Origin of the sequence: Streptomyces filamentosus (genome assembly GCF_014654895.1) — a bacterium.
Lineage (GTDB): Bacteria > Actinomycetota > Actinomycetes > Streptomycetales > Streptomycetaceae > Streptomyces > Streptomyces filamentosus.
Genome location: NZ_BNBE01000001.1, coordinates 3,430,799 through 3,443,389, shown reverse-complemented (window position 1 = coordinate 3,443,389; position 12,591 = coordinate 3,430,799). Strand labels below are relative to the sequence as shown.

Annotated in this window: 12 protein-coding genes; 9 read left to right on the top strand and 3 right to left on the bottom strand. The window is 73.7% G+C overall.

The genetic code is table 11. The annotated features are described in order from the left end of the window. Positions 1-66 precede the first annotated feature (66 nt). Entirely contained in the window at positions 67-1,731 is a 1,665-nt protein-coding gene (gene hutU / locus IE326_RS15615) for a urocanate hydratase (protein WP_190041809.1), read from the bottom strand. A 204-nt stretch (positions 1,732-1,935) separates the two neighbouring features. Between hutU and IE326_RS15610 the strand changes: the two genes are divergently transcribed. The 6 genes from IE326_RS15610 (at position 1,936) to IE326_RS15585 (ending at position 6,027) form a co-directional block, all read left to right on the top strand. Then, positions 1,936-3,261: a type III PLP-dependent enzyme domain-containing protein gene (locus tag IE326_RS15610; RefSeq protein ID WP_190041808.1), complete on the top strand. Its 1,326-nt coding sequence runs from the start codon at positions 1,936-1,938 to the stop codon at positions 3,259-3,261. Positions 3,262-3,293: 32 nt separating this feature from the next. Beyond that, positions 3,294-3,758, top strand: coding sequence for an SRPBCC family protein (locus IE326_RS15605; protein ID WP_150228516.1), 465 nt, complete (start codon positions 3,294-3,296; stop codon positions 3,756-3,758). 222 nt (positions 3,759-3,980) lie between these two features. Next, positions 3,981-4,382, top strand: coding sequence for a hypothetical protein (locus IE326_RS15600; protein WP_190041807.1), 402 nt, complete (start codon positions 3,981-3,983; stop codon positions 4,380-4,382). Beyond that, positions 4,379-5,146 (top strand): transcriptional regulator, encoded by a 768-nt coding sequence (locus IE326_RS15595; RefSeq protein ID WP_190041806.1) that lies wholly within the window; start codon positions 4,379-4,381, stop codon positions 5,144-5,146. The genes IE326_RS15600 and IE326_RS15595 overlap by 4 nt, the downstream gene beginning before the upstream one ends. Next, a complete protein-coding gene (locus IE326_RS15590; protein ID WP_190041805.1) occupies positions 5,146-5,634 on the top strand; it encodes a roadblock/LC7 domain-containing protein in 489 nt (162 codons plus the stop codon). Before IE326_RS15595 ends, IE326_RS15590 begins: the two co-directional genes overlap by 1 nt. Positions 5,635-5,655: 21 nt before the next feature. Next, positions 5,656-6,027, top strand: a complete 372-nt coding sequence (locus IE326_RS15585; protein WP_190041804.1) for a hypothetical protein — start codon at positions 5,656-5,658, stop codon at positions 6,025-6,027. A 19-nt stretch (positions 6,028-6,046) separates the two neighbouring features. On the opposite strand, the gene IE326_RS15580 is transcribed toward IE326_RS15585, so the two are convergent. Then, complete coding sequence (locus IE326_RS15580; protein ID WP_150228525.1) at positions 6,047-6,886, bottom strand: MurR/RpiR family transcriptional regulator; 840 nt, start codon at positions 6,884-6,886, stop codon at positions 6,047-6,049. A 421-nt stretch (positions 6,887-7,307) separates the two neighbouring features. Then, positions 7,308-8,690, bottom strand: coding sequence for a cystathionine beta-synthase (locus tag IE326_RS15575; protein WP_150228527.1), 1,383 nt, complete (start codon positions 8,688-8,690; stop codon positions 7,308-7,310). Between the two features lie 131 nt (positions 8,691-8,821). On the opposite strand from IE326_RS15575, the gene IE326_RS15570 reads away from it, so the two are divergent. From IE326_RS15570 to IE326_RS15560, 3 genes are all read left to right on the top strand, one after another. Continuing rightward, complete coding sequence (locus tag IE326_RS15570) at positions 8,822-9,934, top strand: SGNH/GDSL hydrolase family protein (protein WP_229915345.1); 1,113 nt, start codon at positions 8,822-8,824, stop codon at positions 9,932-9,934. A 111-nt stretch (positions 9,935-10,045) separates the two neighbouring features. Beyond that, positions 10,046-11,266, top strand: a complete 1,221-nt coding sequence (locus tag IE326_RS15565) for an acetyl-CoA C-acetyltransferase (protein ID WP_190041803.1) — start codon at positions 10,046-10,048, stop codon at positions 11,264-11,266. A gap of 492 nt (positions 11,267-11,758) precedes the next feature. Beyond that, positions 11,759-12,586: a hypothetical protein gene (locus tag IE326_RS15560; RefSeq protein ID WP_190041802.1), complete on the top strand. Its 828-nt coding sequence runs from the start codon at positions 11,759-11,761 to the stop codon at positions 12,584-12,586. The last annotated feature ends 5 nt before the right edge of the window (positions 12,587-12,591 follow it).

Sequence of the window (12,591 nt, the reverse complement as noted above, 5' to 3'; positions counted from 1 at the left end):
GGGCGGTGGGGGCGACCGGCACGGCCGGGGAGGTGGACTCCCCGGCCGTGCCCTCGTGGGACGGGGTCACGAGGGGTCACCCTCGCGCATCGGGATCCGGACGCCCTTCTCGTCGGCGACGCGCTCGGCGATGTCGTAGCCGGCGTCGACGTGCCGGATGACGCCCATGCCGGGGTCGTTGGTGAGCACGCGGCGGATCTTCTCGCCGGCGAGCTCGGTGCCGTCGGCGACGGAGACCTGGCCGGCGTGGATGGAGCGGCCCATGCCGACGCCGCCGCCGTGGTGGAGGGAGACCCAGGAGGCGCCGGAGGCGACGTTGACCATGGCGTTGAGGAGCGGCCAGTCGGCGATGGCGTCGGAGCCGTCGAGCATGGCCTCGGTCTCGCGGTACGGGGAGGCGACCGAGCCGCAGTCGAGGTGGTCGCGGCCGATGGCGAGGGGGGCGGCGAGGGTGCCGTCGGCGACCATGTCGTTGAACATGGCTCCGGCCTTGTCGCGCTCGCCCTGGCCGAGCCAGCAGATGCGGGCCGGGAGGCCCTGGAAGTGGACGCGCTCGCCGGCCATCTTGATCCAGCGGTGCAGGGACTCGTTCTCCGGGAAGAGGTCGAGGATCGCCTTGTCCGTCTTGTGGATGTCGGACGCCTCGCCGGAGAGGGCGGCCCAGCGGAAGGGGCCCTTGCCCTCGCAGAACAGCGGGCGGATGTACGCCGGGACGAAGCCGGGGAAGGCGAACGCGCGGTCGTAGCCGGCCAGCTGGGCCTCGCCGCGGATGGAGTTGCCGTAGTCGAAGACCTCGGCGCCGGCGTCCATGAAGCCGACCATGGCCTCGACGTGCCTGGCCATGGACTCGCGGGCGCGGGTGGTGAAGCCGGCCGGGTCCTTGGCGGCGGCGTCGGCCATGTCCTCGAAGGCGACGCCGACGGGGAGGTACGACAGCGGGTCGTGGGCGGAGGTCTGGTCCGTCACGATGTCGATGGGGGCGCCCTCGGCGAGCATCTGGGGGAGCAGTTCGGCGGCGTTGCCGAGGAGGCCGATGGAGAGCGGGCGGCGGGCGTCGCGGGCCTCGACGGCGAGCCGGAGGGCGTGGGCGAGGTCGTCGGCCTTGACGTCCAGGTAGCGGTGCTCGATGCGGCGCTCGATGGCGCGCGGGTCGACGTCGATGCAGATCGCGACGCCGTCGTTCATCGTCACGGCCAGCGGCTGGGCGCCGCCCATGCCGCCGAGGCCGGCGGTGAGGGTGATGGTGCCGGCGAGGGTGCCGCCGAACTTCTTCGCGGCGACGGCGGCGAAGGTCTCGTAGGTGCCCTGGAGGATGCCCTGGGTGCCGATGTAGATCCAGGAGCCGGCCGTCATCTGGCCGTACATGGTGAGGCCGAGCTGCTCCAGGCGCCGGAACTCCTCCCAGTTGGCCCAGTCGCCGACCAGGTTGGAGTTGGCGATGAGGACGCGGGGCGCCCACTCGTGGGTCTGCATGACGCCGACCGGGCGGCCGGACTGGACCAGCATGGTCTCGTCCTGCTTGAGGGTGCGCAGGGTGCGGACCATGGCGTCGAAGGAGCGCCAGTCGCGGGCGGCCTTGCCGGTGCCGCCGTAGACGACGAGCTTGTCGGGGTGCTCGGCGACCTCGGGGTCCAGGTTGTTCTGGAGCATCCGGAGGGCGGCCTCCTGCTGCCATCCCAGGGCGCTCAGTTCCGTACCGCGCGGGGCCCGTACGGGGCGGGGTCCTGACATGGCGGTGCCTCCTCGAATGTCGTTCAGATATTCACATCCTGACCTGCTGAATACTTGTAGTCAACAGGGCGCGTGCGGGCCGTGGTCCCCGTGCGCCCCGCCCCCGGCCGCGCGCACCCCCCGCCGCCGGCCCTCGCCACGCCGCGCGCCCCGCACGCGGCCTGTACGCCCGCGGCCTACCCGCCCCCCGCCCCGCCCGTCAGGATGGGACCCATGGCCTCCTACCGCCGTGACCTCGCCGTCCGTGCCGCCGTCGCCCAAGGACTCCTCACCCCCGAGAGCCCCGTCGTCGCCCTCCTCGACGTCGCCGGCATCCGCGCCTCCGCCGCCGCCCTGACCAGCGCTTTCGCCGCCGTGACCCGGGGCGGGGTGCTGCACGCCTTCGCCGTGAAGGCGTGCCCGCTGGTGCCCGTGCTCCGGCTGCTCGCCGACGCCGGCATCGGCGCCGAGGTGGCCAGCCCCGGGGAGCTGGCGCTCGCCCGGGCCGCCGGGCTGCCCCCGTCCCGCACCGTCCTCGACTCGCCCGCCAAGACCCCCGCCGAGCTCCGCGAGGCCCTCGCCCTCGGGATCGCCGTCAACGCCGACAACCTCCAGGAGCTCGCCCGGATCGACGCCCTGGTGGCTTCCGCCCCCACCGCCTCGCCGCTCGGGCTCCGGGTCAACCCGCAGGTCGGCGCCGGGTCCATCGGCGCCCTGTCCACCGCGACCGCCACCTCCAAGTTCGGGGTGGCGCTGCGCGACGAGGGCGCCCGGGAGGCGGTCGTCCGGGCGTACCTGGACCGCCCCTGGCTCACCCGGCTGCACACCCACACCGGCTCCCAGGGCGTCCCGCTCACCCTGATGGCCGAAGGCGTCCGGGCCGTGTACGAGCTGGCCGAGGAGATCAACGCGAAGGCGGGCCGCCCGCAGGTCGACACCCTCGACATCGGCGGTGGCCTGCCGGTGAACTTCGCCTCCGAGGAGGAGACCCCCACCTACGCCGACCACGCCCGGCTGCTCGCCGCCACCGTCCCCGGCCTCTTCGACGGCCGCTACCGCCTGGTCACCGAGTTCGGGCGCTCGCTGCTCGCCAAGCACGGCACGGTCCTGGCCCGCGTCGAGTACACCAAGACCTCCGGCGGGCGCCCGATCGCCGTCACCCACGCCGGCGTGCAGCTCGCCACCCGGACCGTCTACGCCCCCGAGGCGTGGCCGCTGCGGATCCTCGCGTACGACTCCGAGGGGCGTCCCCGCTCCGGCCGGGTGACCGTCCAGGACGTGGCGGGCCCCGCCTGCTTCGCCGGCGACCTGCTCGCCGCCGGCCGCGCGCTGCCGCTGCTGCACCCGGGCGACGTGGTCGCCGTGCCCGACACCGGGGCGTACGCCTTCGCCCACCACTACGCCTACAACAGCCTGCCCCGGCCCGCCGTGCACGGCTTCGCCCTCGCGGACGACGGGGCGGTCTCCTTCGCGACCGTCCGCGCCGCGCAGACCCCGGCGGAGATCGTGGCCGAGGCGGGCGGCGCGCACGCCGACGCGCTCGTCCGGTAGCGGCGGGCCGGGACAGCCCCTTCGATGGAGCCATGACCACCACCACCGTCGTCGTCGAGCGCCGGGTCGCCGCCTCGCCCGGCCGCGTCTGGGAGGCGATCACCGACCTGCCGGACCTGCCCCGGGTGCTGTCCGGGGTGCAGCGGGTCGAGGTGCTCACCGAAGGGGTCTTCGGCGTGGGCACCCGCTGGCGCGAGACCCGGCGGATGCTGGGCAGGGAGGCCACGGAGGAGATGACCGTGACCGAGTGCGAGCCGCCCGACCGGTACGTGACGTCCGCCGCCTCGCACGGCATGCGGTACGTCTCCGAGCTCTCCCTGCGCGCGGACGGGCCGTCCGGCAGCGTGCTGCGGATGGCCTTCTCCGCCCGCCCGGCGCACGGCCGCACGCCCGGCCCGCTGGCCCGCCTCCTCGCCCGCCTCGGCGCGCGGGCCGTCTCCCGGGCGCTCGCGAAGGACCTCGACGACATCGCGCGGGCGGTCGAGTCCCGCTACTGAGGGGCCGGTGCCGTCGGACACTTCCCTCCCCCGTCCGGACACCCGCCGCCGGACGCCCGAGGGCCGGCCGCCGTCCGGCCCGTCGAACGCTCTTTATCCGATTCCGGCCCCGCGAAGGCATGTTCCGATGGAAAATGCCAGAACTCCCTCCCCCGGGCGTGTCATTCAGTAACGTCACCGTCACTGCCGTTGTTCGCACGTCGTATCGGGAGGGGAACCCGCGTGCCCGGAATCGACGAGTGCCTCATGGAGGCCATGACCCTGCCGGGTGCTCGCGGTGCCTCCCTGGTGGACTGGAACAGCGGCCTCGCGCTCGGCACGGCGGGCGAGTCGCCGGTCGGCGACCACGAGACGACGGCCGCCGAGACCGCCGAACTCGCGCGTGCGGCAGCCGAGTTCGACTCCTTCACCGTCTCCGCCGAAGGGCCGGGAGCGGACGGGGACGAACCGCCCGTCGAGGACCTGATCGTCACCACCCGGGCCGGCTACCACGTGCTCCGCTTCGTCCGGACGTCCTTCGACAGCAGCGTCTTCCTCCACCTCTGGCTCGACCGCGACACCGGCAACCTGGCCCTCGCCCGCCTCCGCCTCGCCGACATCGCCGAACGACTGGTCCTGGGATGAGCGTCTCCCCCATGCTCGTGCGGCTCGCCGCGGAGAAGGCCACCGGCGCCCTGCTGCGCGACCACGGCACCCTCTACCTGGTGGACGGCCGGGTCGTGCACGCCGAGAGCCCCGCCGCCCCGGGCATGGACGTCCTGCTCACCACCGCCGGGCGGATCCCCCGCGAGGGCTGGGACGAGGCCGTCGACCGGGCCGGCGCCCACCGCGCCGTGGGCCGCTTTCTCGTGGACAGCGGCCGGCTGGGCGACGGCGAGCTGGAGATATGCCACCTGGGGGCCGTCTTCGACGCCGCCTTCTTCGCGCTCTCCCCCGCCAGCGGCCCCACCCGCTTCCGGTACGGCGTCGGGCACTGGTTCGGCACCGTCCGCCCCGTCTCCGCCGAGGCCGTCGAGCGCGAGACCCTCCGCCGCCGCGAACTCCTCGACGCCGTCTGGCCGTACGCCTCCGTCGACACCGCCCCCGTCGTGCCCCGCCCCGCCGCCCCCGGCCAGGGCCTCGGCGCCCGCCGCCGCGCCCTGCTCGCCGCCGCCGACGGGGTCCGCACCCCCGCCGACCTGGCCCGCCTCCTGGGCCGCCCCGCCTTCCACACCCTCCTCGACGTCCGCAGGCTCGCCGCCGCCGGACTGATCGAGACCCCGCTCGACGCGGCCCCCGACGCCACCCCCACGCCCCCTCCCCCGGCCTTCCCCCCGGTCCCCCCGGTGGCCGACCCCGACATCGCCCTGCTGCGCCGGCTCCGTGACGCCCTGGAGGCACACCTGTGATGAGGCGTGCTCTGCGCCTGCGCGCCGAGAGGAGACAGTTGATGACTGCCGAAGCCGAGGTGCTCGGCGAGCTCAGACGGCTGCGCGCCCGGCTGCCCCAGCTCACGGGAGCGCTGGCCGCCAGCGCCGACGGCCTCGTGCTCGCCCACGACACCGTGGACGGTGCCGCGGAGAGCGTGGCCGCGCTGACCGCCGCCGCGCTCGGCGTGGGCCGGCGGCTCACCGAGTCCACCGGCCAGGGCGGCTTCCGCGAGCTGCTCGTCCGCGGCGAGGACGGTTACGTCGCCACCTACGCGGCAGGCGGCTCCGCCGTCCTCACCCTGCTCGCCGAGCCCCGCATCAACGTGGGCCGGCTCCACCTGGAGGCCCGCCGCTCCAGCACCCGGATAGGGGAACTGGTCGACCGCGCGCTGGAGCGCCGGGACCTGAACCGATCCGCCACCCCCAGGACCACCGGCCCGACCCCGAACCCGAACCCGAACCCGTAGAGAAAAGAAGGAAGTTGCACCATGAGTAACGTCGAAACCGCCCTCAAGGACGCCGCCTCGATCGACGGCGCGATCGGTGCCGCCCTCGTCGACTACACGAGCGGCATGGCGCTCGGCACCATCGGCGGCGGCAAGGAGCTCGACCTGAACGTGGCCGCGGCGGGCAACACCGACGTCGTCCGCGCCAAGGTCCGGGCGATGGAGATGCTGAACATCAACGAGGAGATCGAGGACATCCTGATCACCCTCGGCAGCCAGTACCACCTGATCCGGCTGCTCAAGAGCCGCACCTCGCAGGGGCTCTTCCTCTACCTGGCGCTGTCGAAGGACCGGGCCAACCTGGCGATGGCCCGCCACCAGCTGAAGAAGATCGAGGCCGACCTGGAGGTCTGACCCCGCCCGGCGGCCCGCCCTACTCGACGAAGAGCCCCCGCTCGGCCGCCTTCGCGTCGAACTGCTCCAGGCGCGCCTGCGCGTCCGGCAGTCCGTCCGCCATGGCTTCGAGGAGGACCCGGCCGAGGAGCATCGGCGCGCAGGCGGTGTCGAAGGCGAGGCCGGTGCCGACGGCGGCCGGGATGAGCAGGTCGGAGTGGGCGGCGACGGGCGCGAAGGCGGACTCGGCCACGGTCACGACCGTGAGCCCGGCCGCCCGCGCGTACTCCAGCGCCTCGACGACCTCGCGCGGGTGCCGGGGGAGCGCGAAGCAGAGCAGCGCGGTGGCCCCGGCCCGTACGGCGGCGTCGATCCGGTCGGTGAGCATCGAGCCGCCCTCGTCGAGCAGCCGGACGTCCGGGTGCACCTTGGCGGCGAAGTAGGCGAAGCCGCGGGCCTGTGAGGACGCGGCCCGCAGGCCGAGGACGAGCAGCGGCCGGGAGCCCGCGAGGACCCGGCCGGCCCGTTCCACCGGCGCGGGGTCGGCGAGCAGTCCGGCGAGGTGCCGCAGGTTCTCGATCTCGGCGAGGACGGCCTGCTGGTACGCGTTGTGCCCGGTGTCCTCCCCGGGCGCGGGCTCGGGCGGCGCGACCTCCCGCAGGTGGCGGCGGAGCGCCGGGTAGCCGTCGAAGCCGAGGGCGACGGCGAAGCGGGTCACGGAGGGCTGGCTGACGCCGGCCAGCTCGGCGAGCTCGACGCTGGAGAGGAAGGGCGCGTCGGCGGCCCGCCGGACCATGCAGTGGGCGATCCGCCGCTGCGTGGGCGTGAGCCGGTGCCCCTCGAAGAGCGCCTGGAGCCGCCCGGCCGGGCCGTCGCTCATGCCGTCCCCCTTCAGTCCGTCAATCCATTCATCCCTGACCCTGCCTGCATAAGGATATGCAGAGGGGTGGGAGGAGGAGAGGGCGCGGCGGGGAGGAAGGGGAGACCGCGGGGAAGAAGTGGCGCGGGGACCGCCGCACCCCCATCGCTGGGGGGCGGGACGACGGCGGTCCCCGCGGGGGACACGGGCCCGGGTTCAGGGCCGGTCTCCGCGTCCGCGGCGTCTTCAGAGGTCCGGGAGCCGCTCCGGAAGTTCTGTGACGCCGACGAGGAAGACTCTGCCGGAGCCGTGTTAAGCGGGTGCTGCGCGGACGTGACGCGCTCGTACCGTTTGCGCGAACGCCCGAGCGGACGGCCGGGCGGACGACCGGACGAACGCCCGGACGGACACCCTGACGGGCACCCGCCGCCCCTCCGGGGTGCTACTTCCCGCCGTTGGCCAGGAAGGCCAGCAGGTCCTGGCGGCTGACGACGCCGGTCGGCTTGCCCTCGACGAGGACGATCGCGGCGTCGGCGTCGCCGAGGACCGCCATCAGGTCCGCGACCGGCTCGCCCGAGCCGACCTGCGGCAGCGGGGCGGACATGTGCCCCTCCAGCGGGTCCTCCAGCTTCGCCTTCTGCGTGAAGAGGTGGTCCAGGAGCTCCCGCTCGACGACCGAGCCGATGACCTCGGCGGCCATCACGTCGGGGTGGCCGGCGCCGGGCTTCACGATGGGCATCTGGGAGACGCCGTACTCGCGCAGCACCTCGATGGCCTGGCCGACGGTCTCGTCCGGGTGCATGTGGACCAGCGAGGGCATGACGCCCTCCTTGTGCCGCAGCACGTCGGCGACGGTGGCGGTGGAGGTGTCCTCCAGGAAGCCGTAGTCGGCCATCCACTCGTCGTTGAAGATCTTCGACATGTAGCCGCGGCCGGAGTCCGGCAGCAGGACGACGACGACGTCGTCCGGGCCGAGCTCCCTGGCGACCTCCAGGGCGGCGACCACGGCCATGCCGCAGGAGCCGCCGACGAGGAGGCCCTCCTCCTTGGCGAGGCGGCGGGTCATCTGGAAGGAGTCCTTGTCGGACACGGCGACGATCCGGTCCGTGACGTTCCGGTCGTAGGCGGTGGGCCAGAAGTCCTCGCCGACGCCCTCGACCAGGTACGGACGGCCGGAGCCGCCGGAGTAGACGGAGCCCTCGGGGTCGGCGCCGATGACCTTGACCTTGCCGCCGCTGGCCTCCTTCAGGTAGTTGCCGGTGCCGGAGATGGTGCCGCCGGTGCCGACGCCCGCCACGAAGTGGGTGATCCTGCCCTCGGTCTGCTCCCACAGCTCGGGACCGGTGGTCTCGTAGTGCGAGCGCGGGTTGTTCGGGTTGGAGTACTGGTCGGGCTTCCAGGCGCCGGGCGTCTCGCGGACCAGGCGGTCGGAGACGTTGTAGTACGAGTCCGGGTGCTCGGGGTCGACGGCCGTGGGGCAGACGACGACCTCGGCGCCGTAGGCCCGCAGCACGTTGATCTTGTCGAGCGACACCTTGTCCGGGCAGACGAAGATGCACTTGTAGCCCTTCTGCTGGGCCACGATCGCCAGGCCGACGCCGGTGTTGCCCGACGTGGGCTCGACGATGGTGCCGCCGGGCTTCAGCGCGCCGCTCTGCTCGGCCGCCTCGATCATCCGCAGCGCGATGCGGTCCTTGACCGACCCGCCGGGGTTGAAGTACTCGACCTTGGCGAGGACGGTGGCCTGGATGCCTGCCGTCACGTTGTTGAGCTTCACCAGCGGGGTGTTGCCGACGAGGCTGATCATCGAGTCGTGGAATTGCACCGTGTTCTCCGGGGTCTCCGTAATGGTGTGGCCAGCGTATGCGTAGTCGGGACGCCTTTCGGGGCAGTTAGACCCTGAACGGCTCGAAGGACCTGTGGGGCCCGTGCGGCTCGAAGGAGGTGGTGCCCCCGATGTCCAGGGCGAGGGTGGCGCGCCGGATCGCGGCGGGAGCGGCGTACGGCGGCGGGAGCATCGGCCTGATCGGTGTGGCCGCGATGGGGGTCGTGCTGGCGGAGGCGCAGCTCGCGAAGCGGACGGTGGGCACGGGCACGGCCCCGCTGCCGCCGGCGGCGGACGGGCTGTACGGGAGGCCGTTCGGCACGGAGGACCCGCTGCGGCTGGCCCTTCTGGGTGATTCCACGGCCGCCGGGCAGGGCGTGCGCCGGGCGGGTCAGACGCCGGGCGCGCTGCTCGCCTCGGGGCTCGCGGCGGTCGCCGAGCGCCCGGTGGCGCTGCGGAACGTGGCGCTGTCGGGGGCCCGCTCGGACGACCTGGAGCGGCAGGTGTCGCTGCTGCTCGCGCAGCCGCTGGGCCCCCCGGACGTCTGCGTGATCATGATCGGGGCGAACGACGTGACGCACCGCATGCCCGCGACGGAGTCGGTACGGCTCTTGGCGGCGGCGGTGCGGCGGCTGCGGACGGCCGGCGCGGAGGTGGTCGTCGGCACCTGCCCGGACCTGGGCACCATCGAGCCGGTCTACCAGCCGCTGCGCTGGCTGGCCCGGCGGGCGTCCCGGCAGCTCGCGGCGGCGCAGACGATCGTGGTGGTGGAGCAGGGCGGGCGGACGGTGTCGCTGGGCGACCTGCTGGGACCGGAGTTCGAGGCGAACCCGCGGGAGATGTTCGGGGTGGACCTCTTCCACCCGTCGGCGGAGGGGTACGCGACGGCGGCGATGGCCGTGCTGCCGACGCTGTGCGCCTCGCTGGGCGTGTGGCCGGAGCCGGACCGCCCGGAGCCGGAGCGCCGCGAGAGCGTGCTGCCGGTGGCGAAGGCGGCGGCCGCGGCGGCCCGGCAGGCGGGTACGGAGGTGACCGGGGCGCGGGCCCCGTGGGCGCTCCTGAAGCACCGGCGCCGGCGGCGGCTGGCGGAGCCGGAGGCCGGGGAGGCGGCGGGGGCCGGGGCGGGGGCCCCGCCCGGGAGCACGCCCGGGGAAGCGGCCGGGGACGCGGCGGAGGACGGAGGCCGCCGGGAGGGGCGGGAGGGGCGTGCGGAGCCGCTGCCGCAGGACTCCTCGCAGAGCTGAGCAAGCGCTTAGAAAAGAGGCCCTCGTCACACGCCGATTCCGGTGACCCCGTGCGGTACGTACGGGTAACTTCCCTTTGAGTCCGACCGCCACCAGCCCCCTGGAGCCGTGATGCCCGAAGCCGTGATCGTCTCGACCGCCCGTTCTCCCATCGGCCGGGCCTTCAAGGGCTCCCTGAAGGACCTGCGCCCCGACGACCTCACGGCCACGATCATCCAGGCCGCGCTCGCCAAGGTCCCCGAGCTGGACCCGCGCGACATCGACGACCTGATGCTGGGCTGCGGCCTCCCGGGCGGCGAGCAGGGCAACAACCTGGGCCGCATCGTCGCCGTGCAGATGGGCATGGACCACCTGCCGGGCTGCACGATCACCCGCTACTGCTCCTCCTCGCTCCAGACCTCCCGCATGGCGCTGCACGCGATCAAGGCGGGCGAGGGCGACGTCTTCATCTCGGCGGGCGTCGAGATGGTGTCCAGCTTCGCCAAGGGCAACTCGGACTCGTGGCCCGACACCCACAACCCGTTCTTCGCCGAGGCCGAGGCCCGCACCGCCGAGGTCGCCGTCTCCGAGGGCTCCTCCTGGCACGACCCGCGCGAGGACGGCCTCGTCCCCGACGCGTACATCGCCATGGGCCAGACCGCGGAGAACCTGGCCCGCTGGAAGGGCGTCACCCGCCAGGAGATGGACGAGTTCGGCGTCCGCTCGCAGAACCTCGCCGAGCAGGCCATCAAGAACGGCTTCTGGGAGCGCGAGATCACCCCGGTGACGACCCCGGACGGCACCGTCGTCTCCACCGACGACGGCCCGCGCGCCGGCGTCACCCTGGAGGGCGTCTCCGGCCTCAAGCCGGTCTTCCGCCCCGACGGCCTGGTCACCGCCGGCAACTGCTGCCCGCTGAACGACGGCGCCGCCGCGCTCGTCATCATGTCCGACACCAAGGCGCGCGAGCTGGGCCTGACGCCGCTGGCCCGGATCGTCTCCACCGGCGTCTCCGGCCTCTCCCCCGAGATCATGGGCCTCGGCCCGGTCGAGGCGTCGAAGCAGGCCCTGAAGCGCGCGGGCCTGTCGATCGGCGACATCGACCTCGCCGAGATCAACGAGGCCTTCGCCGCGCAGGTCATCCCCTCCTACCAGGACCTGGGCCTGGACCTGGACAAGGTGAACGTCAACGGCGGCGCCATCGCCGTCGGCCACCCCTTCGGCATGACGGGCGCCCGCATCACCGGCACCCTGATCAACAGCCTCCAGTTCCACGACAAGCAGTTCGGCCTGGAGACCATGTGCGTCGGCGGCGGCCAGGGCATGGCGATGGTCATCGAGCGGCTGAGCTGAGCCGCAGCGGAGGGTGGGGGTCGCCCGAGGAACGAGGGCGGCACCTGCCCGCAGCGGAGGCGAAGCGCAGCGCGACCGAAGAAACGAGCGGCTGAGCTGAGCCGCAGCGGAGGGTGGGGGTCGCCCGAGGAACGAGGGCGGCACCTGCCCGCAGCGGAGGCGAAGCCCAGCGCGACCGAAAAAACGAGCGGCTGAGCTGAGCCGCAGCGGAGGGTGGGGGTCGGTTCCAAGGCCCGCTTCCGCGCCCCGCTCTCCACGCGCCGAACGCGTCAACCACCCCGCGTCCAAGCCGTGACCGAATCTCCCCCAGGATGTGACATACATCCCGGGGGAGTTCGTTTTCCCAGGTCAGAGCGGTTCCGGGACTAAACGCCCGACCGAAATACCTGTCCAATTCGTGACGTAATGCACTGACAGGCCGCCCCGCCCCACGACAAGCTGATGTAGGAAGTCGGGGGATCGACTCGAATCGGGAGTACGTCAGTGAGCGCCATGTCTCTTGCCCTGCTGCTGACCACCGCCGCTGCCACGGCCGTGGGCGCCGCTGCCCTGCACCACGTGCGGGGTCTCCGCAAGGAGGTCACCGCCCTGCGCACCGAGCTCGCCGGCGGTCACGGCGCGACGGTCCCCGCGGCCCGTGCCACGCCCCCCGCCGAGATACGGGCCGCGGTCGCCGAGGCACTGGCCGAGGAGCGCGAGCGCGAGCTCGCCGAGGCGCGGGCCTTCTGGGCCGCGCAGGAGGCCCGGGACGCGGCCGACGCGCCCTCCGCCCTCCTGGGCGGTGCGGGCGGCGAGGAGGCCGGTGGTCTCTTCGTCCCGCGCCAGACGGACTTCGTGGGCCTGGAGGCGATGGCGCTGGAGGCCATGGAGGCCGAGGCGGCCGCCCTGGACGGCGTGCTCGACCCGCTGGACGACTTCCCCGAGTACCCGGAGGACTCCGCCGAGCTGGCCGCCGCCCGCCGCCGCCACCCCTCGCACCCGGACTTCGTGCCGGTGCAGACGCCGGTGGTCACCGACCACGAGCGCACGGTGGCGCGCCTGGAGGAGCTGGCGGACACGGCGACGGCCCTGACGGACGTCCGCCCCGGCCCGCTCGGCACCCTGGACGTGTACGTCTTCGCCGACGGCACCACGCTCTGCATGACCCCCGGCCACCGCGAGACCGCGGAGCGGCTGGCGGACGCCCTGCGCGCCGGTCACGCCCCGGTGCTCCTCGGCGGCTCCGGCGTCTCCGGTGCCTTCGCCCTGACCTTCTCCTACGGCGACTCCGACGAGGAGAACGTCTACATCCTCGCGGACCGCGTCATCGCGTCCCTCTGACGCGC